The 26496-nt window shown below is 66.9% G+C and carries 24 protein-coding genes and 1 pseudogene; 8 read left to right on the top strand and 17 right to left on the bottom strand.

What is annotated here, in order from left to right; translation table 11 throughout:
• The first annotated feature begins 32 nt into the window (after positions 1 to 32).
• The 4 genes from KXJ60_RS21110 (at position 33) to KXJ60_RS21095 (ending at position 5647) form a co-directional block, all read left to right on the top strand.
• Positions 33 to 2102: an AsmA family protein gene (locus KXJ60_RS21110; protein ID WP_291132233.1), complete on the top strand. Its 2070-nt coding sequence runs from the start codon at positions 33 to 35 to the stop codon at positions 2100 to 2102.
• Positions 2103 to 2340: 238 nt separating this feature from the next.
• Positions 2341 to 3894: a methyl-accepting chemotaxis protein gene (locus KXJ60_RS21105; RefSeq protein WP_291132230.1), complete on the top strand. Its 1554-nt coding sequence runs from the start codon at positions 2341 to 2343 to the stop codon at positions 3892 to 3894.
• Between the two features lie 56 nt (positions 3895 to 3950).
• Positions 3951 to 4742, top strand: coding sequence for a tyrosine-protein phosphatase (locus KXJ60_RS21100; protein WP_291132227.1), 792 nt, complete (start codon positions 3951 to 3953; stop codon positions 4740 to 4742).
• Positions 4743 to 4804: 62 nt separating this feature from the next.
• The gene (locus KXJ60_RS21095; RefSeq protein WP_291132225.1) at positions 4805 to 5647 is read left to right on the top strand and encodes a plasmid replication/partition related protein; all 843 of its coding nucleotides are present in this window, start codon (positions 4805 to 4807) and stop codon (positions 5645 to 5647) included.
• 12 nt (positions 5648 to 5659) lie between these two features.
• Here the strand turns inward: KXJ60_RS21095 and KXJ60_RS21090 are convergent, their stop codons facing one another.
• From KXJ60_RS21090 to KXJ60_RS21070, 5 genes are all read right to left on the bottom strand, one after another.
• Complete coding sequence (locus KXJ60_RS21090) at positions 5660 to 6514, bottom strand: shikimate dehydrogenase (protein WP_291132222.1); 855 nt, start codon at positions 6512 to 6514, stop codon at positions 5660 to 5662.
• Between the two features lie 4 nt (positions 6515 to 6518).
• Positions 6519 to 7820 (bottom strand): TRAP transporter large permease, encoded by a 1302-nt coding sequence (locus KXJ60_RS21085; protein ID WP_291132219.1) that lies wholly within the window; start codon positions 7818 to 7820, stop codon positions 6519 to 6521.
• The gene (locus KXJ60_RS21080; RefSeq protein ID WP_291132217.1) at positions 7817 to 8320 is read right to left on the bottom strand and encodes a TRAP transporter small permease subunit; all 504 of its coding nucleotides are present in this window, start codon (positions 8318 to 8320) and stop codon (positions 7817 to 7819) included. The genes KXJ60_RS21085 and KXJ60_RS21080 overlap by 4 nt, the downstream gene beginning before the upstream one ends.
• Positions 8321 to 8396: 76 nt before the next feature.
• The gene (dctP, locus tag KXJ60_RS21075; RefSeq protein WP_291132214.1) at positions 8397 to 9386 is read right to left on the bottom strand and encodes a TRAP transporter substrate-binding protein DctP; all 990 of its coding nucleotides are present in this window, start codon (positions 9384 to 9386) and stop codon (positions 8397 to 8399) included.
• A gap of 48 nt (positions 9387 to 9434) precedes the next feature.
• Positions 9435 to 9884: a type II 3-dehydroquinate dehydratase gene (locus KXJ60_RS21070; RefSeq protein WP_291132287.1), complete on the bottom strand. Its 450-nt coding sequence runs from the start codon at positions 9882 to 9884 to the stop codon at positions 9435 to 9437.
• A gap of 79 nt (positions 9885 to 9963) precedes the next feature.
• Between KXJ60_RS21070 and KXJ60_RS21065 the strand changes: the two genes are divergently transcribed.
• The 4 genes from KXJ60_RS21065 (at position 9964) to rpoD (ending at position 17339) form a co-directional block, all read left to right on the top strand.
• Positions 9964 to 10755 carry an IclR family transcriptional regulator gene (locus KXJ60_RS21065; RefSeq protein WP_291132212.1) on the top strand — a complete coding sequence of 264 codons (792 nt, stop codon included), beginning with the start codon at positions 9964 to 9966 and terminating at the stop codon, positions 10753 to 10755.
• A 131-nt stretch (positions 10756 to 10886) separates the two neighbouring features.
• The gene (locus KXJ60_RS21060) at positions 10887 to 12680 is read left to right on the top strand and encodes a gamma-glutamyltransferase family protein (protein ID WP_291132209.1); all 1794 of its coding nucleotides are present in this window, start codon (positions 10887 to 10889) and stop codon (positions 12678 to 12680) included.
• A 30-nt stretch (positions 12681 to 12710) separates the two neighbouring features.
• The gene (gene dnaG, locus KXJ60_RS21055) at positions 12711 to 14687 is read left to right on the top strand and encodes a DNA primase (RefSeq protein WP_291132206.1); all 1977 of its coding nucleotides are present in this window, start codon (positions 12711 to 12713) and stop codon (positions 14685 to 14687) included.
• Positions 14688 to 15005: 318 nt separating this feature from the next.
• Positions 15006 to 17339, top strand: a complete 2334-nt coding sequence (gene rpoD, locus KXJ60_RS21050; RefSeq protein ID WP_291132203.1) for an RNA polymerase sigma factor RpoD — start codon at positions 15006 to 15008, stop codon at positions 17337 to 17339.
• A 69-nt stretch (positions 17340 to 17408) separates the two neighbouring features.
• Here rpoD and KXJ60_RS21045 read toward each other — a convergent pair whose 3' ends face one another.
• From KXJ60_RS21045 to KXJ60_RS20990, 12 genes and pseudogenes are all read right to left on the bottom strand, one after another.
• Positions 17409 to 17825, bottom strand: a complete 417-nt coding sequence (locus KXJ60_RS21045) for a PPC domain-containing DNA-binding protein (protein ID WP_291132200.1) — start codon at positions 17823 to 17825, stop codon at positions 17409 to 17411.
• Between the two features lie 24 nt (positions 17826 to 17849).
• Positions 17850 to 18530, bottom strand: a complete 681-nt coding sequence (locus KXJ60_RS21040) for a hypothetical protein (protein WP_291132198.1) — start codon at positions 18528 to 18530, stop codon at positions 17850 to 17852.
• Positions 18523 to 19182 (bottom strand): hypothetical protein, encoded by a 660-nt coding sequence (locus KXJ60_RS21035; protein ID WP_291132194.1) that lies wholly within the window; start codon positions 19180 to 19182, stop codon positions 18523 to 18525. The genes KXJ60_RS21040 and KXJ60_RS21035 overlap by 8 nt, the downstream gene beginning before the upstream one ends.
• Before the next feature lie 110 nt (positions 19183 to 19292).
• On the bottom strand, positions 19293 to 20696 hold the full coding sequence (locus tag KXJ60_RS21030) for a HAMP domain-containing sensor histidine kinase (protein WP_291132192.1): 1404 nt from the start codon (positions 20694 to 20696) through the stop codon (positions 19293 to 19295).
• A complete protein-coding gene (locus tag KXJ60_RS21025; RefSeq protein WP_291132190.1) occupies positions 20693 to 21397 on the bottom strand; it encodes a response regulator transcription factor in 705 nt (234 codons plus the stop codon). Before KXJ60_RS21025 ends, KXJ60_RS21030 begins: the two co-directional genes overlap by 4 nt.
• Positions 21398 to 21415: 18 nt before the next feature.
• Entirely contained in the window at positions 21416 to 21883 is a 468-nt protein-coding gene (locus KXJ60_RS21020) for a Spy/CpxP family protein refolding chaperone (protein WP_291132188.1), read from the bottom strand.
• A 113-nt stretch (positions 21884 to 21996) separates the two neighbouring features.
• A complete protein-coding gene (locus KXJ60_RS21015) occupies positions 21997 to 22995 on the bottom strand; it encodes an aldo/keto reductase (protein ID WP_291132185.1) in 999 nt (332 codons plus the stop codon).
• 5 nt (positions 22996 to 23000) lie between these two features.
• A complete protein-coding gene (locus tag KXJ60_RS21010; protein ID WP_291132182.1) occupies positions 23001 to 23960 on the bottom strand; it encodes a Gfo/Idh/MocA family oxidoreductase in 960 nt (319 codons plus the stop codon).
• Positions 23961 to 24056: 96 nt separating this feature from the next.
• Positions 24057 to 24911: a class III extradiol dioxygenase subunit beta gene (locus KXJ60_RS21005; RefSeq protein WP_291132180.1), complete on the bottom strand. Its 855-nt coding sequence runs from the start codon at positions 24909 to 24911 to the stop codon at positions 24057 to 24059.
• Position 24912: 1 nt separating this feature from the next.
• A complete protein-coding gene (gene ligA / locus KXJ60_RS21000) occupies positions 24913 to 25353 on the bottom strand; it encodes a protocatechuate 4,5-dioxygenase subunit alpha (protein ID WP_291132177.1) in 441 nt (146 codons plus the stop codon).
• A 1-nt stretch (position 25354) separates the two neighbouring features.
• Positions 25355 to 26287 (bottom strand): amidohydrolase family protein, encoded by a 933-nt coding sequence (locus tag KXJ60_RS20995; protein ID WP_291132175.1) that lies wholly within the window; start codon positions 26285 to 26287, stop codon positions 25355 to 25357.
• Positions 26288 to 26397: 110 nt separating this feature from the next.
• A pseudogene (locus KXJ60_RS20990) lies at positions 26398 to 26496 on the bottom strand (4-carboxy-4-hydroxy-2-oxoadipate aldolase/oxaloacetate decarboxylase); the annotation flags it as partial.

Below are 26496 nucleotides of genomic sequence, written 5' to 3'. Positions count from 1 at the left end.
ATCCGCAGCGCCCCGCGCGCCGGGAGCCAGGCATGAGCCGGCGCACGCGCGCAGCCTGGGCGGCCGCAGGCGTGGCGGGTGTGCTGGGCGCAGGCCTGGTGTGGGGTGAGCTCAGTGGCTGGCCGGTGCTGCGCCAGCCCATCGAGAACGCGGCGTCACAACAGGTGGGTGTGCCGGTGTCCCTGCAGGGCCGCTTCAAGCTGCACCTGCTGTGGCGCCCGCGCGTGGAGGTGGATCGGCTGCGCATCGGGTCCGAAGACCGTTTTGGGGCGCCGCACCTGCTGGACGCAGAGCGCATCACCCTCGCCTGGCAATGGCGTGACCTGTGGCACTGGCAGCGGGGTGAGCGGCTGCGTGTGCAGCGGCTGCAGGCCGACACGCTGGACGCGCGGCTCATGCGGCTGCCCGATGGCACGGCCAACTGGCAGCTGGGGCAACGCGATCCGCCACCCGATGCGCAAGACACCGATGTGGCCACTGCACTGCCGCGCTTTGGCGCGCTCGTGATGGGCCAGGGCCGCATCGCGCTGAAGGACCAACTGCAAGACATCGACCTGGCCATTGACGTGCAGGGCAGCGAGGGCGAAGCCGTGAGCGATGCGGCATCGGGGTACCGGGCATCGCTCTCGGGCCGCTACCGCACCTTGCCCTTGAAGCTGCAAGTGCGCGCGGGCAGCACCCTACCCCTGATCCAGGACCCCGAGGTCGCGCCGGACGCGCCCTGGGTGCCGCTGCGCGTGCAAGGCACGGCGGGCGCCGCGCGCCTGCTGTTCGACGGGCAGGCCGCCGCCTTGCTGGGCCTGCCACGCCTCGATGGTGCCTTGCAGTTCCAGGGCCGCTCGCTGGCCGAGGTGGGGCGCCCACTGGGCATCACGCTGCCGCAAACACCGCCGTTTGACCTGCGCGGTCGCCTGTCCCAAAACGCAGGCACATGGCGGCTGCAAGCGTCCCGCGCCACCATCGGCAGCAGCCGCCTGGCCGGCGACCTGCGGTTTCATCAACTCGCGCAGCCGCGCCGCCTCACCGGTGAGCTCACCGGCTCCAAACTCGCTTTTGCCGACCTCGGCCCGGCCATCGGTGGCGAAGGTGGCACAGCAGCACCCCCGGCTCGGCAAGTGGCCCGGGGCCGCGTGCTGCCGCAACGCCCGTTTGACCTGCCCTCGCTCAAGGCGATGGACGCCGATGTGCAGGTGAAGATCGACGAAGTCGATTTCGGCACACCCGCCATGGCGCCGTTGCGGGGCCTGCAGACGCGCATTCAACTCATGGCCGGCGTGCTGCGCCTGGACGACTTGCAAGCCACGGTATCGGGGGGCCAGTTCAGGGGCATGACCCAGCTCGACGCCAACACCCAGCCCGCGCAGTGGCAAGCCCGCCTCGACATCGCCAACGTGGACATCGCCGGCTGGATGCCGGGCCTGCGCCCCGACGCCGCACCCGGTAAAGCCACCGCCACCACTGCGACCAAGACGCTCAAGAAGGAACGCGATCAAGCGCGCCAGGGTGGCGAACAGGCCGTGCAGTCCTACGTGACGGGTGTGCTCTTTGCGAAGCTCGATGTGCGCGGCGCGGGCCGCTCCACCGCCGACATCCTCGGCTCGCTCAACGGCCCTGTCGACCTCACGCTGCGCGACGGAACGATCTCGCACCTGGCCACCGAAGCCATGGGCCTGGACGTGGCGCAGGCCCTGGGCGTGTTCATCCGCGGCGACCATCCGCTGCCGTTGCGCTGCGCCCGCTTCGAGCTGCAGGCGCGCGACGGCGTGATGGAGCCGCGCCTGGCGGTCATCGACAACCAGGACAGCACGGTGCGCATCGCTGGCCAGGTGAACCTTCGCGACGAGACCATGGCGCTGCGCCTGGTGACGCAGCCCAAAGACTGGTCGCTGCTCTCGCTGCGCACGCCCATCACCGTGAGCGGCACGCTGGGCCAGCCCGCCGTGGGCATCGAAGGCCGTGGTCTTGCCGGGCGCGTGCTCGGGGCGCTGGCGCTGGGTGCCGCCGCCGGCCCGGCCGCTGCCGTGCTGCCGCTGATGGAACGCGGCAGCCAGACCGATGGCGACCCCTGCATCAGCGCTGCGGCAACCCCTCGCAAGCCCTGACCCGCAAGCCGCCACACCGGCGGATTGGATCCCTCCGGGCGCTGTCCCTGCGCGCCAGAAAACAGCGCGGAAATTCCGGCGCTGTTCGCGCCTTTTCGAGTTGCGGGCGCAACCAGAATCACATTTTCCTTAAGTTGACCGATCGGTCAACGATATAGGTCAGGCGAGCGTCACCGCTGCAAGAGCGTGTGCCCGTCGTACCCCCAAAGCCATTCCTTGATTTGAAAGAAACCAGCCCTTGAACCTCATCCAGAACCTCAAAGTCGGCCCGCGTCTGATCGCCGCTTTCCTTGTCATCTGTGCCATCTGCGCACTGGTGGGCGGTGTCGGCATCGTCAACATGTCAAAGATCAACGACGAAGCCACCAAGATGTACGAGAGGGAGCTGATGGGCCTCTCCTACATCAAGGAAGCCAACATCAACCTGATCTACGCCGGACGCGCGCGGTCCAACTTCATGCTGGCCACCACCCCCGAGGAACGCGCTGCCAACAAGGCCACCGTGGACAAAAGCATGGCCACGGCCGCAGAGTTGCTGTCCAAGGCTGCACCGCTGTTCTCTGCGCCGGAAGCCATCGTCATGCTCAAGCAGGCGCAAGCTTCCCTGGCTTCCTACGGTGGCCACCTCAACACCGCGCTGTCGCTGGCGGCGCAGGACAGCCTGCTCAGCCGCAGTGACGCCCTCACCCAGGCCCTGAACAACGCCCGCGTGGAGTCCACGAAGGTGGACGATCTCTTCACCGAGCTCTCGAAGATCAAGGAAGCCAATGCGAGTGCCGCCAACGACCTGACCGACGAGCTCTACAGCACCAGCCTGACCATGATGCTGACACTGATCGTGGCCGCCGTGGGCATCGGCATGACGCTCGGTATCGTCATCAGCCGCTCCATCACCGTGCCCCTGAAAGAAGCGGTGCGCGTGGCAGAAACCGTGGCCTCCGGCGACCTGACCTCCCGCATCGACGTCAGCAGCAAGGACGAGACCGGCCAATTGCTCACGGCGCTCAAAGCCATGAACACCAGCCTGCTGAACATCGTGAGCAACGTGCGCTCGAGCTCCGAATCGATCGCCACCGGCAGCTCGCAGATTGCCATCGGCAACAACGACCTGAGCCAGCGCACCGAAGAGCAGGCCAGCAACCTGGAGCAAACCGCCGCCTCGATGGAAGAGCTCACCTCCACCGTGCGCCAGAACTCCGAGACGGCCCGCCAGGCCAACCAGCTCGCCAACACGGCCAGCGAAGCCGCCATTCAGGGCGGTGCCGTGGTGGGCCAGGTGGTGGGCACCATGCAGGAGATCACCGAGAGCTCGCGCAAGATCAGCGACATCATCGGCGTGATCGATGGCATCGCGTTCCAGACCAACATCCTGGCTTTGAACGCCGCCGTGGAAGCCGCCCGAGCCGGTGAGCAGGGCCGTGGCTTTGCCGTGGTGGCCGGTGAGGTGCGCAACCTCGCACAGCGCAGCGCAGGCGCTGCCAAGGAGATCAAGACCCTCATCAACGACAGCGTGGAAAAAGTGGAAGTGGGCTCCCGTCTGGTCGATGACGCGGGCCGCAACATGGAGGGCATCGTGGCGCAGGTCAAGCGCGTCACCGACATGATTGCGGAGATCAGTGCCGCCAGCGTCGAACAGTCGCAAGGCATCAGCCAGGTGGGCGACGCGGTGCAGCAGCTCGACCAGGTGACACAACAGAACGCGGCCCTGGTGGAAGAAAGCGCAGCGGCGGCGGACAGCCTCAAAGGGCAGGCAGCGCGGCTGGCAGAAATCGTGGGCGTGTTCAAGGTCTGAGGATGGCGGCGCCCATGTGACCGCTGGCGGCGGGCGTGGGGCCGACAATGGCCACCATGCCCCACCCCTCCTCGACCCCCTCCTCGACCCCGCCTTCGTCCGACGCGACCGCGCACACGCCACCCCGCCTGCTCCAGAGCGCCTCCAACTTCCGCGACCTCGGTGGCCACAGCGGCCTGGACGGTCGCCGTGTGCGCCTGAGGCGCGTGTACCGCTCCGACCACCTCGCGGCGCTCACGCCGCAGGACCGGGCCGCACTGCAAGGCCTGGGCGTGACGCACCGCATCGACTTCCGCGGTGTGGCCGAAAGCGCCGCGCTGCCTTCCGATGTGGATGGCCTCACCCCGCTGGCACTGTCGATCGAACCCACCGTGGTGCACCGGGTGCAGGCCCTGCTGGCCCGGGGCACCGAACCCACCGAAGCCGAAGCGGTCGCGCTGATGTGCCAGACCTACCGGGGCTTTGCGCGCGAAGCCGCCCCGGTGTATGCGCGCTTCTTTCGTCACTTGCTGGACCACAGCACGCCCGTGGTGTTTCACTGCACGGCGGGCAAAGACCGCACGGGGTTTGCGGCCGCGCTGCTGCTCGGCGCACTGGGCGTTTCCCGCGACGACATCCTGCAGGACTACCTGCTCACCAACCGCCTGTATGTGCGCAGCCCGCTGGTGGAAGCGCGCGGCCCGGCGCACGTGATGGACGTGCTCTGGAGCGTGCAACCCGCGTTTCTGGACGCCGCCTTCGCCACCATCGAGCAGGACTTTGGCGGTCTGCCGCGCTACCTGGAAGGGCCGATGGGTCTGGGCGCGCGCGAACTGCAACAGCTGCGCGACGCGCTGCTGGAAGGCTGAGCCGGAGGGGGTCTTCGGGCATCTACAATTCGCGCCCCTTCCTTCCTCCCCGTGCACGCCTCATGCCCATCACCGTCAACCCGGAACTGCAAGCCTACATCGACCCCCTGACGCCCGATGAGCACGACGCACTGGAACGCAGCCTGCTCACAGAGGGGTGCCGCGACGCCCTGGTGCTGTGGGGCGACGTGCTGGTGGACGGCCACAACCGCTATGGCATCTGCCAGAAGCATGGCTTGCCATTCCAGACGGTGCAGAACCCGAACTTCCAGTCCCTCGAAGACGTGCACCTGTGGATGATCGACCAGCACCTGGGCCGGCGCAGCGTGTCGGACTTTCAGCGCGGCGTGCTCGCCCTGCGCAAGCGCGAGATCCTCACCGAGCGGCGGGCGCGCTTTCTGGCGGCCACGCCGTCGCCCCAGGACCTGCCGGCGGACGCCGATGCCCTGCCCGCTGCCGCGCCTGCGGCCTCCAGCACCGCGGTGCCCGAGCCGAAGCCGCTGCGCAGCCGCGAAGACATCGCCAAGGCCGCGCGCCTGAGCAGCGGCCAGGTGGTGATGATCGAAAAAATTCAGAAGCAGGCCGCGCCTGAGCTGGTGCAGGCGCTCAAGGCCGGCAGCATCTCGCTCAACGCCGCCGCCGTGGTGGCCAGCCTGCCGGCAGACGAGCAAAAGGTGGCCGCGCTGGCCGGCAAGAACGAATTGAAGCTGGTGGCCAAACGCGTGCGCGACGCCGCACGGCGCAAGGCCAACGAAGCGGAAGGCGCCGATGACGCCACGGCGCAACCGCTCGACGAACTCACCGCGCTGCGCGAAAAGGTCGCTGCGCTGCAGGCGGAAAATGCCGCGCTGCGCGAGCAGGTGTCGGCGCTGCGCCAGCAACTGGCCGAAGCGCCGACGGCCTGAGCTGGGCCGGCTTCAGCCGTCTGCAGGCTGCCGTGCCGTGGCGCGCAGCGCCTGCGGCGTGGCGCTGGGGAACCCGAAAAATTCCAGATAAGCGGGTATCTGCTCGAAGAGCATGTCGGTGCCGACCTGAACGCGACACCCGCGCGCCTGCGCGGCGGCCAGCAGCGGGGTCACCTCACGCCGCATGACCACCTCGCCCACCCAGGTGGATGCCGCGAGCAACGAGACATCGAACGGCAGCGGGTCGCCGTCGTTCATGCCCAGCGGCGTGGCGTTGACGACCAGATCACAACCCCGCGGATCGCGGCTGCCAGTGCTCACCCCGATCTCGGGGTGGTGCAGCGCCAGCCGCTCGCGCAACCGCTCGGCCAGCGCCGCGTTCTCATCGATCAGGCGCAACGCGCCCACGCCTGCGCCAGCCAGCGACGCCGCAATGGCGCAGCCCACACCGCCTGCCCCCACCACCAGCGCCGTGCGGCCACGCACATCGAAGCCCTTGCGCTGGATGCCGCGCACAAAGCCTGCGCCATCGAACTGTTCTCCGACCAGGCGGCCACGGGTATCGCGGCGCACCGCATTGCACGCACCCGCCACGTGCACGGCGGGCGACGCCTCATCGAGCAGGCCCACCGTGTGCACCTTGTGCGGCATGGTGATGAGCGCGCCGCGCACGTTCTCCAGCGCGAACACGGCGCGAAGGAAGCGCGCAAAGTCATCGGCGCGGCAGGCCATGGGCACCACCACGGCGTTGATGCCTTGCGCTTCGAAATGCGGGTTGTAGATCAGCGGCGCCTTGAAGGCGTGCGTGGGGTGGCCAATGTGCGCAATGAGCTCGGTGTTGCCGTCGATGCAGAACGCGCGGTCCATGAGCTCAGCCCGTGTAGCCCGCCAGGCGGGGCAGGAACAGCACCATGTCCGGCCACAGCGTGACCAGCGCCAGCGCGCCGACCATGACCACCAGGAAGGGCACCATCTCGCGCACCAGCTCCATGAGCGAGATGTCGGCGATCTTGGTCATCATGAAGAGCAGCAAGCCGTAGGGCGGCGTCACCAGGCCGATCATGATGTTGAGCACCGCCACCACGCCAAAGTGCACCGGGTCCACACCCAGCGCCACCGCCGTGGGCAGCAGCACCGGCAGGATCACCAGAATGATGGTGGAGCCCTCCAGAACGCAGCCGAGCAACAGCAGGATCAGGTTGACCAGCAGCAGGAAGCCCAGCGGAGACAGGTCGAAGGACGCGAGCACGCTGCTCAGGCTGGCGGGAATGTTCTCCACCGTGATCACGTAGTTGAAGACCAGCGCACCGGCGATCAGCATGCCGATGGAAATGCTGATGCGGGCGCTGCTCAGCAGCGCGTCATACACATCGCGCCAGCCGATGCTGCGGTACAGCACCACCGAAATCAGCAATGCGTAGGCCGCCGCCAGACCCGCGGCCTCGGTGGGTGTGGTGATGCCGGTGTAGAGGCAGCCCAGCAGCACCACGGGCAGCATGAGCGCAGCAAAAGCTTCGCGCGTGATGCGTGGCAGCTCGCGCAGCGGCACCCGGGGCTCCACCGGAAACTGGCGCTTTTTGGCCAGGTAATGCACCAGGCCCATCTGCACGCCACCGAGCAGCAGGCCCGGCAGCACACCGGCGATAAAGAGAAAGCCGATCGACGTGCCCGACACCAGCGCATACAGCACCATGGGAATCGATGGCGGCAGGATCGGGCCGATCACCGAGGACGCTGCGGTGAGCGCGGCGGCAAAGCCTTTGGTGTATTTGCCGTCCTTGGTCATCATGACCTGCATCAGCTTGCCGGAGCCCGCGGCGTCGGCCAGGGCCGAGCCCGACATGCTCGCAAACACCACGCTCTGCAGCACGTTCACCTGCGCCAGACCGCCAGGAAAGTGGCCCACCAGGGCATTGCAGAAGCGCATCAACCGGTCAAGCACGCTGCCCGAAGCCATCAGGGTCGCGGCCAGGATGAACAGCGGGATCGCCAGCAGCAGGAAGCTGGAGTAGGTGCCGTTGAGCAACTGCTCGGCCACGGTCCCCATGTCCATGCCGCGCAGGTACAGGTACAGCACGGAGCCGCCAATCATGGCCTGCCCCACGGGCACGCCCAGCAGGCTGAGCGCCAGGATCGTGCCCAGCGCGAGGGAGAAAGGGCTGGTGAAGTTCACAGGGGAGAGCTGGTGTGGTCAGAGGGTGCCGCCGCGGGTTCTTTGCCCCGCAGCAGCTGCACAAGGTTCCAGGCATGGCGTGCGATCACCGCCACCGAGAAGACGAGATAGATCGAAAACAGCACGTCAAAGCGCGTGTTGAGGTAGGAGCTTTTCTCCACCTTCATGAAGCTCACGTAGTCGTAGGCCGCGGGCAACTGCATGCCGAACAGCACGATGACGCTGACCGAACCGACGACGCCCATGCCGATGCGCGTGCGCCGGCCCGCCCCACCCGAAATGAAGTCGATGCGGATTTCCTCGTGATCTTTCAGCACGAAGGCGGCGCCCCACAGCACCAGCCACAACCACGCCAGCAGCGACACCTCGGTGGTCCAGCCCACGGGCCAGTTGAAGAGGTAGCGCAGCGCGATCTGGACGATGAACGCCACGAAGATGATGGCCAGCAGGCCGGCCGCGACGAACTCGGCAAAACGGGAGAGCGGGCGCAGGGGAGTCATTCGGAAGGCTTCAAAAAAATGCCGCATGGATAAGTGCCACCCGCAGACACCGCGCAAGGCGCAGTGCGGGAGCGTTCTATTTCATCGCGTTGATCTTGTCCAGCATGCCGGCGGGCCACTGCTTGGCTTCGTCCGATGCCAGGTAGACCTTTTGCGCGTGCTCGCGGAAGGCGGCAATGTTGGGCGTGTACACGTCCAGGCCCTGGCTCTTGAAGCCGTCGGCCAGTTCTTTCTCACGCTTGAGGTGCTCGGCCGTGCTCCACGCAATCGCCTTGTCGGCCGCAGCCTGAAAGGCCTTCTGCCGGGCGGGAGACATGCCCTGCCACACCTTCATGTTGAGCGTGAGCAGGTCGTAGCCCACCAGGTGCGAGGTCAGCACGATCTGCGACATCACCTCGTAGAACTTCATGTTCTGCACGTTGGGCAGCGGATTGTCCTGACCGTCGATGGCGCCCGTCTGCAGGCCCGTGTAGGTCTCGGCGTAGGCCATGGGCGTGGGGTTGGCGCCGATGGATCGGCCCAGCAGCTGCCAGCTGTCGCCCGGGGGCATGCGCAGCTTCACGCCCGCCAGATCGGCCGGCACGTTGATCTTCTTCTTCGTCTTCAACCCCACCTGGCGCGTGCCGAAAAAGGTGGGGCCGAGCACCTTCACCTTGAGCTGGTCTTCCACCATCTTCTTCATCTGCGCACCCATGTCGCTGGCGAAGAAGTTGGTGAGGTGGTTGGCATCGCGAAACAGGTAGGCCGACGTCAGCAACGACCAGGCGGGAATCTGCTTGGAGATGTCCTGCGGGCCGACGTTGCCCATCTCGAGGTTGTCGCGCTGCAGCGCCACCAGCTCGGTGCCCTGGCGAAACAGCGTGGAGTTGAGAAACACCTCCACCTTGAAGTCGGCCTCGATGTCCTTGGCCAGCATCTTCATCATGTCGGCGCGAATGTCCTTGTCGGAGAACACGGCAGCAAAGCGCAGCGTGGGCTGGGCCTGCGCCCAGGCGGGCACCAGTGAGGCGCCCGCCAGCGCGGCACCGGCTTGCAGGGCTGCGCGGCGGTTGGGTTGAACGTTCATGGTGATGTCTCCTGTTGTGTGTGGGATGAGAACCGGAAAAACAGAACCTCAGGCGGCCACCAGCGCCAGGCGCTGCGCCACCGCGCGAAGGGCGAGCTCGTAGCCAAACGGGCCAAAGCCGCAGATCACGCCGGTGGCCGCGAGCGAGATCAGCGAATGCTGGTAAAGCGGATCGCGGCGGTGGATGTTGGTGATGTGCACCTCGGCCAGGGGCTGGTCAAGCGTCTTGAGCGCGTCGAGCAGCGGGATGGACCGAAACGACAGGCCCGCCGGATTGATCACCACCGCCGCGGCCTTCTCGCGCGCCTCCTGCACCCAGTCCACCAGCACACCTTCGTGGTTGGACTGGCGGAACTCGCACCGGTAGCCCAGCTCCGCCGTGACCCGCTCGCACATCTGCTGCACCTGCGCCAGCGTCGTGCCGCCGTACAGGTGTGGCTCACGAACGCCCAGCAGATTGAGGTTTGGGCCGTTGAGGATGTAGAAGGTGTCGTTCATGTGCACGGATTCTTGGGCCATGGTGGGACAATCTTTCCAAACTGGAAACACATTCCTCATTACAAAAACTGGAGACGCCATGAGCCTTGCCCTCGACCGTGGACTGACGTTGCTCGAACACCTGGCCGACCACCCGGGCGGCCTGCCGCTGGCCCTGATGGCGTCCGAGCTCGACATGCCCCTGAGCGCCTGCCACCGCCTGCTGGTGGAGTTGCAGCGCCGCGGCTATGTGCGGCAGGCCCACAAACAGGGCGACTACATGCTCACCACCAAGGTCGTATCGCTCGGCCTGGGGTACCTCAGCCATGCGGGCATCGTCGACATCGCCGAGCCGCTGCTGGAGCGGCTGGCGCACAAGTCCGGCGAGCTGGTTCGCCTCTCCATCGTGGATGAGGACCGCCTGACATGGGTGGCCAAGTCACAAGGCACGCGGCAGGGGCTGCGCTACGACCCCGACATGGGCATGGACGCGCGCCTCTCCTGCACCGCCTCGGGCCACGCCTGGCTGCTCACCCTGAGCGATGAACGCGCGGTAGAACTCGTGGCGCGGCAGGGCTTTGGCGCGCCGGCGCAATACGGGCCGAAAGCCCCCACCACGGTGAAGGCGCTGCTGGGCTTCCTGCACGCGGCGCGCGTGCGCGGCCACTCCATGATCGAAGAGGTGTTTGCACCCGGGATGAACGCCATGGGCGCGCCCGTGATGCGGCGCAAGGAGGCCATTGGCGTCATCAGCATTGCAGGGCCGCGCTCGCGCCTGAGCGCAGCCCGCATGCGCGAGCTGGCTCCAGCGCTGCTGGCCGCCGCTGCCGAACTCGGCCCCATCAGCAACGGCTCCAGCCTGTTTGGACGCCCTCCCCTGGGCAAAGGCTGAACAGCCTCAACGCCCCACGTCCCTCCCACCCTCATTCACCCAGCTGCACCGCCATGCCGAACCACACCCCCATCCAGCACCCCACTCGCCCTGCCCGTGCGCCCCGGCGGCTTTGGCAAGGGCTGCCCTGCATGCTGGCCGTCTGGCTGGCGGCCTGCGCCACGCCACCCGGCGCTGTGCCCCCTGCGGCCCCGCAAGCCACACCACCCGAAGGCGCCTCCGGCCTCACGGCAAAACCGGGGTGGACCTTCCGGCAGCACGCGGTGGCGGCCGCCAACCCGCTGGCCACGGAAGCCGGAGCGCAGATCCTGCGCGCAGGTGGCAGCGCGGTGGACGCGGCCATCGCCGTGCAGATGGTGCTCACGCTGGTGGAGCCGCAATCCAGCGGCATCGGCGGTGGCGCGTTCCTGCTGCACTTTGACGGGCAGCGCGTGCAGGCCTTCGACGGCCGCGAAACCGCGCCCGCAGCGGCCACGCCGCAGCTCTTCCTGCGGCCCGACGGCAAGCCCCTGCCCTTCGCCGAGGCGGTGGCGTCGGGCCTTTCCGTGGGCGTGCCCGGCGCAGTGGCCATGCTGGCGCTGGCGCACCGCCAGCACGGCAAGCTCCCGTGGTCGCGCCTGTTCGAGCCGGCCATTGCGCTGGCCGAGCGCGGCTTTGCCGTGAGCCCGCGGCTGCACACCCTGCTCTCGCAGGAAACCGCGCTCAAGGCCGACCCCGTGGCTGCGGCCTATTTCTTCCGACCCGATGGCACACCTCATCCTGTGGGCCATGTGCTGCGCAACCCCGAGCTGGCCGAGGTGCTGCGCAACATCGCCGCCATCGGCCCGCTGGCCCTGCACGAAGGGCCGGTGGCACGCGCCATCGTGGCCAAGGTGCAGCAGCACCCGCTGCGCCCCGGCACGCTCTCGCTCGACGATCTGAAGCGATACCAGCCCAGGGAGCGCGAAGCCCTGTGCTTTGACCACCGTGCCGCGGCCCGGGCCTTGCGCATCTGCGGCTTTCCGCCGCCCAGTTCGGGCGCGGTGGCGGTCGGGCAAATTCTCGGCCTGATGGCGCGCACGCCGCAGGGTGCGCAACCGCTGGCCGGCGTGCCCGACGCGGACTGGCTGCACACCTACATGGAAGCGTCGCGCCTGGCGTTTGCCGACCGCGCGCAGTACCTCGCCGATCCCGACTTCGTCGCTGCGCCCGGTGGCGCATGGCAGAGCCTGCTCGCGCCGCGCTACCTCGACGAGCGCGCCCGCAGCATCACGCCCGCGCGGGCACCGCAGGCCATCCCGGGCCAGCCCGGTGGCGCGCCGAGCGCGTGGGCGCGCATGCCCGAGCAGCCCGAGTACGGCACCAGCCACATCAGCATCACCGACCGCTGGGGCAACGCGCTGGCCATGACCACCACCATCGAGGCCGGCTTCGGCTCGCGGATGATGGTCAGCACAAACCCCTCGCGCCCGGGCGGCTTCCTGCTCAACAACGAGCTCACCGACTTCAGCCTCACGCCCGCCGATGCGCAAGGCCGTCCTGTGGCCAACCGCGTGGAGCCCGGCAAGCGGCCGCGCTCGTCCATGTCGCCCACGCTGGTGTTCGACCAGGGCAGCGGCGAGCTGCTCATGAGCGCCGGCAGCCCGGGCGGGGCACTCATCATTCACTTCACGGCCAAGACGCTGCTGGCCACCTTGCAAGGCGGGCTGTCGCCGCAAGCGGCCATCGACCTGCCCAACTTCGGCACGCTGGGCGGGCCGGTGCTGCTGGAAGACAAGCGCTTTCCCGCCGCCACCGTGGCCCACCTGCGGCAGCGCGGCCACACCGTGGAAGAAACCGCCATGACCAGCGGCCTGCAGGCGCTGGTGCGCGGTCAGCAGGGGGGCCAGCGCGTCTGGCTGGGGGGTGCAGACCCGCGCCGCGAGGGCATCGTCGCCGGGGATTGAGGCACGGCGTTAAGCTTGGCACCCCCCGCCATGGCCATCCCCCAGACTTTCATCCAGGAACTGCTCAACCGCGTCGACGTGGTCGACGTGGTGGGCCGCTACGTGCAGCTCAAGAAGGGCGGCGCGAACCTGATGGGGCTGTGCCCGTTCCACGGCGAAAAGTCGCCCTCTTTCAGCGTCAGCCCGACCAAGCAGTTCTATCACTGCTTCGGCTGCGGGGCCAACGGCAATGCCATCGGCTTCCTCATGGAGCACGCGGGCATGAGCTTCATTGAAGCCGTGAAAGACCTCGCCCAGCAAACCGGCATGCAGGTGCCCGAAGACGACGCCTCGCCGCAAGACCGCGAGCGCGCGGCGCAGCAACGGCAGAAGCAGGCCACGCTCACCGACGTGCTGGAGAAAGCCGCACAGGCCTACGCCAAACAGCTCAAGGCCAGCCCGCGGGCGGTGCAGTACCTCAAAGGGCGCGGCCTGTCGGGCCAGATCGCCAAGACCTTCGGCATGGGCTATGCGCCCGAAGGCTGGCGCGCCCTGGCCAGCGTGTTCCCGGACTATCAGGAGCCGCTGCTGGTCGAGTCGGGCATGGTGATCGAGCACGAAGACGAGAAGGGCGCGGACGGCCAGTCCAAGCGCTACGACCGTTTCCGCGACCGCATCATGTTCCCGATCCGCAACGTCAAGGGCGAGTGCATCGGCTTTGGCGGGCGCGTGCTCGACAAGGGCGAGCCGAAGTACCTCAACTCCCCCGAAACTCCGGTGTTCAGCAAGGGCCGCGAGCTCTACGGCCTGTTCGAAGGCCGCACCGCCATCCGCGTGGCCGGCTACGCGCTCGTCACCGAGGGCTACATGGACGTGGTGGCCCTGGCCCAGCTGGGCTTTGCCAACGCCGTGGCCACGCTGGGCACCGCCTGCACCCCCGACCACGTGCAGAAGCTCTTTCGCTTCACCGACACGGTGGTCTTCAGCTTTGACGGCGACGGCGCTGGCCGACGCGCCGCGCGCAAGGCGCTCGACGCCGCCCTGCCCCTGGCCACCGACACGCGCAGCGTGAAGTTCCTCTTTCTGCCGGCCGAGCACGACCCGGACAGCTTCATCCGCGCCAACGGCGAAGCCGCCTTCGCCCAGTGCGTGAAAGACGCCGTGCCGCTCTCGCGCTTCCTGATCGAAGCCGCCAGCGCCGACTGCGACCTCGGCACCGCCGAAGGCCGTGCCCGCATGGCCAGCCAGGCCCGCCCGCTCTGGAGCGCCCTGCCCGATGGCGCGCTCAAGCGCCAGCTGATCGGCGAGCTGGCGTCGGGCATCGGCATCGGCAGCGCCGACCTGCTGCAGCTGTGGCAGCAGGCCGGCGGGGGCTCACGCGGGCCCCGCACCGGCGCCCAGGCGCCTGCTCCCCAGCCGCCTCGCGACGCCGGCTACGACGGCGGCACCAGCGATTTCAGCTACGCGCCCTCCGGCTACGAGTCGGCCCCTGCGCAGGGCGGCTACGGCGGCGAAGCCCCCCGCAAGTACAGCGGCAAGGGCTATGGCAAATGGCGCAAAGACCCGCCACCGCCCCGCATGCTCGGCACACGCCGCGCCGGCGGCAGCCGTGCGGACCGCGCCGTGGGCCTGTTGCTGGCCAACATGCAGGCCTGGGACCACCTCTCGGCCGACGACCACGCCTTGCTGGCCCAGCTGCCGGCCCCTCACGGGCCCATGTTTGGCTGGCTCGAAGCCCAGCTCCATGAGCACGGCCACCAGCCCTGGGCCGCGCTGCGCGAGGCGCTGCGCGGGCACGAACACGAAGCCTTTGCCTGTGCCCAGGCCGAACAGGTCACGCTCGGGGTCGACGCCACCACCGAGCTCTCCGAACTGGCCGACGTGATGAACCGCCTGCGCCGCGACGCCCTGGAGGAGCAGGCGCGCCATCTGGCCGACCGGGTGGCACGGGGCGAAACCGGGGCCATGGACGACTACAAGCGCGTCAATGCCCAGCTGCAGGTGCTCAAGGCCACCACGGCCCGTTGACCACAAAAACGCCACCGGCGGTATAATCCAAGGCTTTTCACCGCAAGCGCGACAGCAGCACCTCCGGCATCGGCCCGGCCCCTGAACGGGGCTAGATGGAACACCTTCCTGGCCACCTCGGCGACCTCCCCGGCCCGACGGAACCCCCCGCAAGGACTGCACACCAAATGTTCGCCCCCACAGCTTGCGGGCCTGCCCTTTCCGGCGAAAGGCAGGCTTAGTGCCCCAAAAAATCACCGGGAAGCGCCGTCTCGTGCGGCCTTCTGGCGGTTTTTGTGTGTTCTGCCGGTTCCAGTTCGACATTTTTTTGAGGTCCTCATGCCCGCGAAGAAATCCAGTACGTCCGTTGCGTCCAGCACCCAAACCGCCAAGAAGGCCAGCGCGCGCGCTGCCGCCCCGGCCTCGCCCCCGAAGAAAGCCCCTGCTGTGACCCAGAAGACCCCTGCCAAAGCCGAAGCCAAGGCCGCTCCCGCCAAGAAGACCGCCGCCAAGGCCAAGCCTGAAGCCGAACTGCTCGAAGACGCTCCGAAGAAGAAGGCCGGTCGCCCGGCCAAGGCCGATGCGGCCGACAAGCCCGCCGCCAAGCGCGGCCGCAAGCCCAAAGCCGATGCCAAAGGCAAAGGCGACGCCGATATGGATGACGCCGACCTCAGCGACATCGAGGACGACCTGACGGGTGAAGTCGAAGCCGAGGCGGTGGACACGAGCACCGCGCAGACGACCGAGAAGGTCAAGCCGCTGCGCATGAAGATCAGCAAGGCCAAGGAGCGCGCGCTGATGAAGGAATTCGGCCTGGACGAAACCGTCCTGTCCGAAGAAGAAGCGCGCAACCGCCGCGAACGCCTCAAGACCCTGATCAAGCTGGGCAAGACGCGCGGCTACCTCACGCACGGCGAAATCAACGACCACCTGCCCGACAAGCTGGTGGAAGCCGAAACGCTGGAAGTGGTGGTCTCGCTGCTCAACGACATGGGTGTGGCCGTTTACGAGCAGACGCCCGATGCCGAAACCCTGCTGCTGAACAACACCGGCCCGACCGCCGCGACCGAAGAAGAAGCCGAGGAAGAAGCCGAAGCGGCACTCTCCACCGTCGACAGCGAGTTCGGCCGCACCACCGACCCCGTGCGCATGTACATGCGCGAAATGGGCACGGTGGAGCTGCTCACGCGCGAAGGCGAAATTGAAATCGCCAAGCGCATCGAAGGCGGCCTCAACGACATGATGGCCGCCATCAGCGAGAGCCCGGCCACCATCGCCGAAATTCTGGTGATGGCCGACGACATCCGCGAAGGCAAGGTCGTCATTTCGACCGTGGTCGACGGCTTTGCCGACGCCGACGAGGCCGACGACTACGTGGCCGAGGAAGACTTCGACGATTACGACGAAGCCGACGACGACGACGGCAAGGGCGGCTCCAAGGCCCTCACGCGCAAGCTCGAAGAACTCAAGCGCGAAGCGCTCACCCGCTTCGACACCATGCGCGATCTCTTCGAGAAGCTGCACAAGACCTACGACAAGGAAGGCTACGGCACGCCGGCCTACCTCAAGACGCAACTCGCCATCACCGAAACGCTGATGTCGATCCGCTTCACCGCCAAGGCGATCGAGAAGCTCTGCGGCACCATGCGCAGCCAGGTCGACGACGTGCGCAAGAAAGAGCGCGAACTGCGCCGCATCATCGTGGACAAGTGCGGCATGCCGCAGGAAACCTTCATCAAGGATTTCCCGCCCAACCTGCTCAACCTGAAATGGGTCGAGAAGCAAGCCGCTGCGGGCAAGCCCTGGAGCGTGGTGCTCGAGCGCAACATCCCGCCGGTGCAGGAACTGCAGCAAGGCCTCATCAACATCCAGAGCAGCGTGGTCGTGCCGCTGGCCCACTTGAAGGACATCCACAAGCGGATGAACCAGGGCGAGTCCACTTCGCGCGATGCGAAGAAGGAAATGATCGAGGCCAACCTGCGTCTGGTGATCTCGATTGCGAAGAAGTACACCAACCGCGGCCTGCAGTTCCTGGACCTGATCCAGGAAGGCAACATCGGCCTGATGAAGGCGGTGGACAAGTTCGAATACCGCCGCGGCTACAAGTTCTCGACCTACGCCACGTGGTGGATCCGCCAGGCCATCACCCGCTCGATCGCCGACCAGGCGCGCACCATCCGCATCCCGGTGCACATGATCGAGACCATCAACAAGATGAACCGCATCAGCCGCCAGCACTTGCAGGAATTCGGCTTCGAGCCCGATGCGTCCATCCTGGCCGAAAAGATGGAGATGCCCGAGGACAAGATCCGCAAGATCATGAAGATTGCGAAAGAGCCGATCTCGATGGAAACCCCCATCGGCGACGACGACGATTCGCACCTGGGCGACTTCATCGAAGACCAGGCCAACACCGCCCCCATCGAGGCGGCGATGCAGGCCGGCCTGCGCGAAGTGGTCAAGGAAATCCTCGACAGCCTCACGCCACGCGAAGCCAAGGTGCTGCGCATGCGCTTCGGCATTGAAATGTCCACCGACCACACGCTGGAAGAAGTGGGCAAGCAGTTCGACGTGACGCGCGAGCGCATTCGCCAGATCGAAAGCAAGGCGGTGCGCAAGCTCAAGCACCCCAGCCGTTCGGACAAGCTGCGCAGCTTCATCGACACGCTGTAAGCCGGCGAAGGTCGGTCACATGAAAAAGGGAGCCTTCGGGCTCCCTTTTTTCTGGTGCACTGCGACGCCTCAAGGCTCGCAAGGGAGCACCCGCAGCTCGGGAAAGCCGGTGGCGGCGTCGTGTTCGCGTGTGAACGACCACGCAGGCAACAAGCCCAGCAACACCTCGGCCGTGGTGCGCACACGGCAGCCGGGCACCACGTGGCCACCGAAGACCGCCCCGGTGGCGGTGGACACTGCCATGTGCAGGTGCGAGTGGCTGTGCCCCTGCCCATCCACGCCCACCGTGCCGGAAAGGCTCAGGATTTCCGTGTCGCCCGCCAGCGTCTGCGCTTCGTCCACACCCGCAAAGCGGATGCGCGCATCGCTCAGGCTGCCGATCCCGGCGATCACGAAGGCGGCCTGGCAACCGTGTTCGCGCACCACCGCTTCGAGTGCGGGGCGCAGGTCCTGGCCGGGGGTGAGGCGGATGGGCAGGGTTTTCATGGCGCTCGATTCTTCGGCCGGGTTTTACAGCTGGGCTATCTCGGTGAATCGCTGGAGTACCAGACCGGCGCGGCTGCTGTGCGAAACGATACCGGGCAAGGCGTTGGGGAAGTCTGGGATCTGGAGCAAGGCCGTAAATTGCCCCGCAATGAACCCGCGCACATCGGGCGGTGCCTTGGGCAGCTCGGCCAAGAGCTCCGGCCTTCCGTCGATCACGGTGATGATGTCTTCGAGGTCGTGACTGAGGTATACGTCATTGCGTCCCCTGTCTTGGAAAGCTTCGAGTTTGGTTGCGACAAAGTAAGGTGCCGACAGGTGCCTGACCCGCAAGCCCGTGGGCAGCGTCGCGGTCTGCGCCGCGTCAAATCCGGGTCGATACCAGCGATTGGCAAATCCCAGCACCTTCTCATCGAGCGGAACCAAGTCCAACTGCATGCGCTGCCAGAACCACCGGAATGGGGGTGTGTTGTCGAGCATCGTCTGCTTGAACCCCTGCGCCATCAACTGATCAGCCAAGGCGTGGTAACCCGCCAGCGAGGCCACCTCCACGATGGCGTCCACATCCTCTGTGACCCTTGAATCAGCCAGAAGGGGCTGCGTGACCAAAAGCCCCGTGGCGCAGCCGCCCACGAACACCACCTGTTCGCAAAGCGGCCCCATCGCGATGGCCATGCCGCTGAGCAGCTCAAGGTTGGGGTCAGCCATGCATGGGGCTCTCTTTGGGCAGAAGCCCGTCTGGGTCGATCAGCCGCGGCAGCCGCTTGAGCGCCATGCCGCGCTCGCGCGCGCGCCCCACGCGCAGCGCGTCGAACAAGGCCAGCATTTCGTAGAGCGCCGCATCTTGCGTTGCGGCGAATGGCACGCTCGGATGTAACGGTTCCAGTCCCTGCCCGCGCACCGTGCCGTTGGGATGTGGCCATACCCAGTCGTCGGACCCCGGCGCAAACACGCCAGCAAAGGCCGGCGCACTGTGGCTGGTGGGCAGCCCCACCGCCGCTGGCAACCGATCCGGGGCAAAGGCATACCGGGCGCCGTGCACCGCGAACTCGGCGAGGTTCCGGTTGTTCACCCTAGCGGGGTTGTCGGCCTCGCTACCGGCACCGGCCGCCGCCCGGCGCGGCCTTGCGCGCACCCGGTAGACCGGCGCCGCCTCTTGGACACCCGGCGCGGCCGCAGGAGGTGGTGCCAGCAACGCGGTATCGAGCAACAACCCCGCGTGCATGCCGCGCTTCACAGCGGCATGCACCTCCGAGGCGCTCAAGCCCAGCGCCTGAGCGAGCTGGGCGTACGTCCAGCGCTGGTGACGCCAGCTCACCAGCTTGAGTGCGACCAGGAAGTCTTGGGGTTTCAGTTGCACGGGTTCTTTATTCGCGATTTGAGAATATGGAATATAAAGGATGCCTGCACTTTCTGCAACGTGTCATTCGCATGACTGCCGTATGCCGCAGCAAGCAGTGGGCATCGCTCCTACAGAGCGGATCCAGGTGTCGCACCCGGCAGCGTCACCATCACCGCCAGCCCGGGCTTCGCATTGCGCACCGCCAGCGTGCCGCCGTGCGCCTGTGCCACCAGCTTGCAAAGGTAAAGCCCCAGGCCCACGCCGCCGGCGCTGCGGGTGCGGGCGGTGTCGGGGCGGAAGAACGGTTGGCCGAGGTGGGGCAGCTGGTCTTCGGGCACGCCGGGGCCGTGGTCGCGCACTTCGAGTTCGATGCCCTGCCCTGCGGGGCCGGCGCGCACGTGCAGCTCCACCGGCTGCGCCGCGCCGGCGTTGTGGCGCAGGGCGTTGCCCAGCAGGTTGCGCAGCAGCAGGCGCACGCGGATGCGGTCCAGCGGCGTGGTGGGCAGGCCGCTGGCGGCGTGCAGCGCAAGGGTGCGCGCGGCCGGTTCGGTGGCGGCCATCTCGGCCATCACGTCGCGCGCCAGCGCGGCCGCATCGGTGGGCTCGCGGTGCAGCGCAGCGTGGCGGCTGGCCAGGCGTTCGCTCTCCAGCAGGTCGCTGATGAGCCGCGCCATTTCACCCAGGTCGCGCAGCAGCGCATCGCGTTGCGGGGCGGCGTCTGGCGTGTCCGGCAGCAGTTCGGTGTTGAGCCGTGCGCGCGTGAGCGGGCTGCGCAGTTCGTGGCTGATGGCCAGCAACAAGGCGCGCTGTGCCTCCAGCATCTGCTGGATGTCTTGCCCCATGGTGTTGATGGTGGCGGCGAGTTCGCCGAGCTCGTCGGGTCGCTTGGCGTGGCGCACGGGAATGGGCTGACCGAACTCGCCAGCGCCAAAACGCAAGGCGCCCTGGCGGATGTGATCGAGCGGGCGCAGCAGACGGCGCACGTACAGGAAGGCCAGCAGTGTGAAGACCAGCAGCGCGGCGAGCGTGAAGCCGAAAAGGCGCGGGCGGCGCTCGAAGGCCGCTTCGTTCAGGCCGAATTCGATGCGGTGCCCGTCGGCGCTGCTGCGCTGGAGCAGCGCCTGCCAGTCCCTGTCGTTGCCCCAGTCTTCGGTGTCGGGATCTTTGACGCCAGGGGGCGCGTGGCGCTTCCATTCCAGTCGGGACTGCCCGGGATGCGAACGCCAGTTGACTTGCGGGCCCGAGATGTCGATGGTGATCGGCAGGCGCTGCGTGATGGCCTGCGCGCGCTCGATGCTGGGCGCGCTGCCGGCTGGCGCAATGTCCTGGGCGAGGCGGTCGACATAGTCCATGAGCAGCGGTCGCGCCGCGTCGCGCCAGCCCACCGAGAACGCTTTCTGCGCGCCGCTGATGAAGGCGAACGACACCGCCACGGCCAGCAGCAGAAACACCAGCACCAGGCGCAGCTTGAGCGAGCAGCGCAGCGCGTGCGCCGCCCGGCGGTACCAGGATGCGGAGCGTTCAGCGCTCACGGCACGAGCCTGCGCAGCGCCAGCGAGTAGCCCGCGTTGCGCAGCGTCTTGATGCAGTCCAGCGGCTCAAGCTTCTTGCGCAGGCGGCTCACCACGATGTCGACCGCGCGCGTGTAGAGGTCGGCCTCGTGGCCGCGCAGCTGGTTCAGGATGTCGTCTCGGCTGAACACCCGCCCGCTCTCGCGCGCGAGCAGGTGCAGCAGGTCGAACTCGGTGCTGGTGAGCTCCACTACCTCGCCATGGCGCAGCACGCTGCGCCGCGTCGGGTCCACGGTGAGCCCCTCGAACACCAGCACACCGGGGTCGGGCGCCACCGCCAGCGCGGCCGGGCCGTTGCCCCCGTGGCGCCTGCGCAGCACGGTCTGGATGTGCGCCACCAGTTCGCGCGGCTCGAAGGGTTTGGGCAGGTAGGCGTCGGCACCGAGTTCGAGGCCGACCACGCGGTCCATCACGTCGCCGCGCGCGGTGAGCATGACGATGGGAATGTCGCTCTCCTTGCGGATCGTGCGGCAGAGCTCGAAGCCGTCCATCTCGGGCAGCATCACATCGAGGATGGCGGCATCGAACGCACCACCGCGCAACTGCGCCAGCCCTTCGCCAGGCCTGAGCGCGTGCGTCAACGACAGCTCGAAGCGCTGGAAGTACGTGGCCAGCGGAGGTCCGAGCTGTTCGTCGTCGTCAATGAGCAGGACGCGGTGCATGCGGCATTGTCACCCGGCTCAGCCGCGCGAAAACCAGCCTTTGCGCTGGCCCATGCGCTCGCGCACTTCGGCTTGCTGCGCGGGGTTCAGGCTGTCGTAGAAGTCGGCCATGGCGTTGATTACGTCGGGGCTGCTCACCTGCACCACGCGGGTCTTCTCGTCGAGCAGGTTCAGGGCGCGGGCGCGGTCGAACTTCTCGCCGGCCACCAGGGCGCTGAACTCGGCGCGCGGGTTGGGCGTCTGGCCGATCAGTGCGGTGCGCTGGGCCTGCACCTTGTCGGCCAGCACGTTGAGCTTTTGCTGTTGCTCGGCATTGAGGTCGAGCTTGCTGGTGATGCGCTCCACCACCTTGCCGCGCACTTCGGCGATCTTCTCGGGGCTCATGGGGCCGCGCTCGTGGTGGCGCGTGCCGCAGGCGGCCAGGCCACCCACGGCCAGTGCGACGCCGGTGAAGGCCATGAGCGAGCGTTGAATCCAGGGTTTCATCACGGTGTCCTTTCAATGGACGGTTGAACATGACCGTGATGGTGCTGGCGCGCAGGCGCCGGGGGGTGTCGGCGCGGTTTCGGTTTTTTTCGGTTTGTATCGGCGCCGGGCGGTCAGAACACTTCCGTGTCGACCTCGCGGTTTGCCTGTTCGCTGTAGCGGTTGCCGCTCACGGTCTGCTGGTTGATCAGCGCGTCAAGCTGGGCCAGCGTCGCCGCGTCCAGCTTCACGTTGGCCGCGCCCAGGTTGTCGCGCAGGTGATCCACCCGCGATGTGCCGGGAATGGGCAGGATGTCGTTGCCCTGGTGCAGCAGCCAGGCCAGTGCCAGCTGGGCCGGCGTGCAGCCCACCGCTTGCGCGATGGCGCGGTACGGTGCCAGCAGCTTCTTGTTCGCCGCCAGGTGCTCGGGCTTGAAGCGCGGCATGCCCAGGCGGATGTCTTTCGGGTCGAAGGCGCTGGCGTCCAGGTCTTCACCGCCCAGAAAGCCGCGCGCCACCGGGCTGAACGCCACAAACGTGGTGCCGTGTTCGCGGCAGGTTTGCAGCACCGCAATCTCCGGGTTGCGCGTCCACAGCGAGTACTCCGTCTGCACGGCGGCAATCGGATGCACCGCGTGCGCCTTGCGAAGGGTGGCCGCCGACACTTCCGACAAGCCCAGCGCACGCACCTTGCCGGCGCGCACCAGGTCGCTCATGGCGCCCACGCTGTCTTCCACCGGCACCTGCTTGTCCCAGCGGTGCAGGTAGTACAGATCGATCACGTCCGTCTTGAGGCGGCGCAGGCTGTCTTCGCAGTTCTTGCGGATCGCCTCGGGCCGGCCATCGATCACGCGCTTGACGCCGTCGTCGAACTGCACGCCCGCCATGCCGCCCTTGCTGGCCAGCGTGAACCGGCTGCGGTGCCGGGCCAGCACGTTGCCGACGTGCGTTTCGCTCGCGCCAAAGCCGTAGAGCGCGGCGGTGTCGAAGTGCGTCACGCCTTCGTCAAACGCGGTGAGCAACAGGCGCTCGGCCTGCTCCCTGGACACCGGCGCGCCATAGGCGTGGCAGATGTTCATGCAGCCCAGGCCGATGGCACCGACCTGAAAGGGACCGAGCTGGCGTTGTTGCATGGCGTTCAGTTCGCGTTGAGTTGTTGCTCGAGCTGGTGCAGCACCTCGTAGCAGGCAAACACACGCGCCACGCTGGAGTTGGGCTCGCGGCCTTCCTTGATGGCAGCGAAGAACTCGCGGTCCTGCAGTTCGATGCCGTTCATGCTCACGGCCACCTTCGACACGTCGATGGGCTCTTCCTTGCCGGTGAACAGGTCGTCGTACCGCGCGATGTAGGTCGCGGTGTCGCCGATGTAGCGGAAGAAGGTGCCCAGCGGGCCGTCGTTGTTGAACGACAGGCTCAGCGTGCAGATGGCGCCGTTGGCGGCCTTGAGCTGGATGCTCATGTCCATGGCGATGCCCAGCGTGGGGTGGATCGGGCCCTGGATGGCGTTGGCCTGCACGATCGGGCTGTTGGCCTGGTAGGCAAACAGGTCCACCGTGTGCGCGGCGTGGTGCCACAGCAGGTGGTCGGTCCAGCTGCGGGGCTGGCCCAGCGCATTGGTGTTGGTGCGGCGGAAGAAATAGGTCTGCACATCCATCTGCTGGATGTTGAACTTGCCGGCCTGGATTTCGTTGTGCACGTACTGGTGGCTGGGGTTGAAGCGGCGCGTGTGGCCGCACATGGCCACCAGGCCAGTCTGCTTCTGCAGGGCGATCACGTCCTGCGCGCCTTTCAAGCTGTCGGCCAGCGGAATCTCCACCTGCACATGCTTGCCGGCCTTCAGGCAGGCCAATGTCTGTTCAGCGTGCATCTGCGTCGGGGTGCACAGAATGACGGCGTCCACTTCCTTGAGTGCGAGCGCGTCGGCCAGGTCGGTGGTGACGTGGCCAATGCCGTACTTGGCGGCCACTTCCCTGGTCTTGTCGATGTCACGGCTGATGAGCGAGATCACCTCGACGCCGTCGATGTTCTTGATGCCGTCCAGGTGCTTGATGCCGAAGGCGCCGGCGCCCGCGAGGGCAACTTTGATGGTTTTGGTCATGGGTGTTCTCCAGTCAATACCGTTCGGACTGAGCCTGTCGAAGTCCTCTCGAGCCGAGGGCACGAGGGCTTCGACAGGCTCAGCCCGAACGGAGGTTTACGTGTTTTCGAGTATCAGGTGCCCAACGGCCGTGTTCGACGCGGGCACATGGTAGAAGCGTTGCACGGCCTTCGGGCGGGCGCCACCGGCCGCATCGGCCATCGCGCCGCGCGCGATCAGCCACATCACGAGTTCGATGCCTTCGCTGCCCGCTTCGCGCACGTAGTCGATGTGCGAAATGCCGGCCGCGGACTCGGGGTCGTTGATGAGCTTGTCGAGGAAGGTGTTGTCGAAGTCCTTGTTGATCAGGCCCGCGCGCGGCCCCTGCAGCTGGTGGCTCATGCCGCCCGTGCCCCAGATCTGTACGTTGATGTCTTCGTCGTAGCTGGCCACGGCCTTCGCAATCGCCTTGCCGAGGTTGTAGCAACGCTGGCCGCTGGGCACCGGGTACTGCACCACGTTGACGGCGAACGGGATCACCGGACAGGGCCAGGCTTCGGGTTGGCCGCACATCAAGGAGAGCGGCACGGTCAGGCCGTGGTCCACGTCCATCTTGTTGACGATGGTGAGGTCAAAGTCCTGCTGGATCACCGACTGCGCGATGTGCGAAGCGAGTTCGGGGTGTCCCATGACCTTGGGCACAGGGCGCGGCCCCCAGCCTTCGTCGGCGGGCTGGTACTCGGCCGCGGTGCCAATCGCGAAGGTGGGGATCATGTCCAGGCTGAAGGCCGTGGCGTGGTCGTTGAAGACGAGAAAGATCACGTCTGGCTTGTTGTCCTTCAACCATTGCTTGCCGAACTCGTAGCCCTTGAAAACGGGTTGCCAGTAAGGCTCCTGGGTCTTGCCCAGGTCGAGCGCGGCGCCAATGGCCGGCACGTGCGAGGTGTAAACGGAGGCGGTGATGCGTGCCATGTCAGTGTGCTTTCTGGCCTGCGGAGCCTTGGGGTTGGCGGTGCGCCTGCGCGGAGCCGTCTTCGCCGACCACGCGGTTGCCCTCCACCGAGCGGCCACCGGCCACCATCATGTTGCGGTACTCGTCTTCAGTCATGCCAGTCATGGAGCCGGCCATCTGCTGGAAGCTCTTGCCATCGGTGGCGCCGATCTTGGCCAGGAAGTAGATGTTGCCGCCCAGGCGGATGCACCAGTTGAGGTCGCGCGCGAGCACGGCCTGCTTCTGTTCTTCCGACATCGCCCATTCGTCGAGGTAGGCGCGCTCGTCCTTTTTGAACCGCTCGCGGTTCTCGGCCTTCATGAGGCTCATGCAGAACTGGTTGAGCCAGTAGCCTTTGCGGCTTTGCTCGGCATCGAAGATGGTCGTGCCCGGTACATCCAGGTAGGGTTTGTCGAGTGCCACGTCACACCTCCTCTGGCCAGTACAGCTTCATGGGGTTGTCCACCAGCAACTTCCTCTGCAGCTCGGCCGTGGGCGCGATCTGCGGAATAAAGTCCACCAGCAGGCCGTCGTCGGGCATGTGATCTTTCAGGTTGGGATGCGGCCAGTCGGTGCCCCACAGAACGCGGTCGGGGAACTCCTCGACCACCTTGCGCGCAAACGGCACCACGTCCTGGTAGGCCGCCTGCTCGCCGTTCAGGGCCTTGGGTCCGGTGGCGCTCAGGCGCTCGGGGCAGCTCACCTTGCTCCACACATTGGGATGCTGGCGCATGAACTTGAGAAACAGCTCGAACTCGGGGCCGTCCACCGGTTTGCTCACGTCGGGGCGACCCATGTGATCGACCACCACGGTGGTGGGCAACGCGGTGAAGAAGTCCCACAACTCGGGCAGGTCCACCGCCTCGAAATAGATCACCACATGCCAGCCAAACATCTTGACGCGCCCGGCGATCTCCAGCAGCTCGTCCTTCGGTGTGAAGTCCACCAGGCGCTTGACGAAGTTGAAGCGAACACCGCGCACACCGGCCACATGCAGGCGGTGCAGCGCTTCGTCGCTGATGTCGCGCTTGACCGTGGCCACGCCGCGCGCCCTGCCGTCGCTGGAGACGCAGGCATCGACCATGGCGCGGTTGTCGGCACCGTGGCAGGTGGCCTGCACGATCACGTTGCGCGAGAAGCCGAGGTGGTCGCGCAGCGCGTACAGCTGCTCCTTGCTCGCGTCGCACGGCGTGTACTTGCGCTCGGGGGCATAGGGAAACTCGGCGCCGGGACCGAACACGTGGCAATGCGCGTCGACCGCGCCTGCGGGCAGCTGAAAGCGCGGCTTGCTCGGGCCGTCGTACCAGTCGAGCCAGCCGGCTGTTTTGGTGAAGTCTCCAGATGTTGCTTTTGTCATTTGCAAATCCTTCTGCATGAAGTGACTCTGTCAAGAAACACCGCGGAACCGGCTTCGCCGGGCCGCTGGTGTTGCCCCCTGTCAAGGGGGTCGCGCGAAGCGCAGCGGGGTTAGTCGATATAGCGCAGGCCGGCAGCGGCCAGCGGCTCGCGCATTTTGTACATGTCCAGGCCCAGCACGCCGCTGGCCAGCTTGGCGCGCTTCTCGCC

Origin of the sequence: Hydrogenophaga sp. (assembly GCF_019264445.1) — a bacterium.
GTDB lineage: Bacteria > Pseudomonadota > Gammaproteobacteria > Burkholderiales > Burkholderiaceae_C > Hydrogenophaga.
Note: the sequence above shows the minus strand (reverse complement) of the source record. Positions and strands in the feature narration are given on the sequence as shown.

Coding starts and splice junctions, on each gene's coding strand:
- KXJ60_RS21025 (WP_291132190.1), bottom strand. CDS start 21,397: ATGCACCGCGTCCTGCTCATTGACGACGACGAACAGCTCGGACCTCCG.
- KXJ60_RS21065 (WP_291132212.1), top strand. CDS start 9,964: ATGAGCCTTGCCCTCGACCGTGGACTGACGTTGCTCGAACACCTGGCC.
- KXJ60_RS21095 (WP_291132225.1), top strand. CDS start 4,805: ATGCCCATCACCGTCAACCCGGAACTGCAAGCCTACATCGACCCCCTG.
- KXJ60_RS21040 (WP_291132198.1), bottom strand. CDS start 18,530: ATGGCTGACCCCAACCTTGAGCTGCTCAGCGGCATGGCCATCGCGATG.
- KXJ60_RS21005 (WP_291132180.1), bottom strand. CDS start 24,911: ATGGCACGCATCACCGCCTCCGTTTACACCTCGCACGTGCCGGCCATT.
- dctP (WP_291132214.1), bottom strand. CDS start 9,386: ATGAACGTTCAACCCAACCGCCGCGCAGCCCTGCAAGCCGGTGCCGCG.
- rpoD (WP_291132203.1), top strand. CDS start 15,006: ATGCCCGCGAAGAAATCCAGTACGTCCGTTGCGTCCAGCACCCAAACC.
- dnaG (WP_291132206.1), top strand. CDS start 12,711: ATGGCCATCCCCCAGACTTTCATCCAGGAACTGCTCAACCGCGTCGAC.
- KXJ60_RS21100 (WP_291132227.1), top strand. CDS start 3,951: ATGCCCCACCCCTCCTCGACCCCCTCCTCGACCCCGCCTTCGTCCGAC.
- KXJ60_RS21015 (WP_291132185.1), bottom strand. CDS start 22,995: ATGCAACAACGCCAGCTCGGTCCCTTTCAGGTCGGTGCCATCGGCCTG.
- KXJ60_RS21110 (WP_291132233.1), top strand. CDS start 33: ATGAGCCGGCGCACGCGCGCAGCCTGGGCGGCCGCAGGCGTGGCGGGT.
- KXJ60_RS21010 (WP_291132182.1), bottom strand. CDS start 23,960: ATGACCAAAACCATCAAAGTTGCCCTCGCGGGCGCCGGCGCCTTCGGC.
- KXJ60_RS21045 (WP_291132200.1), bottom strand. CDS start 17,825: ATGAAAACCCTGCCCATCCGCCTCACCCCCGGCCAGGACCTGCGCCCC.
- KXJ60_RS21070 (WP_291132287.1), bottom strand. CDS start 9,884: ATGAACGACACCTTCTACATCCTCAACGGCCCAAACCTCAATCTGCTG.
- KXJ60_RS21080 (WP_291132217.1), bottom strand. CDS start 8,320: ATGACTCCCCTGCGCCCGCTCTCCCGTTTTGCCGAGTTCGTCGCGGCC.
- KXJ60_RS20995 (WP_291132175.1), bottom strand. CDS start 26,287: ATGACAAAAGCAACATCTGGAGACTTCACCAAAACAGCCGGCTGGCTC.
- KXJ60_RS21090 (WP_291132222.1), bottom strand. CDS start 6,514: ATGGACCGCGCGTTCTGCATCGACGGCAACACCGAGCTCATTGCGCAC.
- KXJ60_RS21020 (WP_291132188.1), bottom strand. CDS start 21,883: ATGAAACCCTGGATTCAACGCTCGCTCATGGCCTTCACCGGCGTCGCA.
- KXJ60_RS21060 (WP_291132209.1), top strand. CDS start 10,887: ATGCTGGCCGTCTGGCTGGCGGCCTGCGCCACGCCACCCGGCGCTGTG.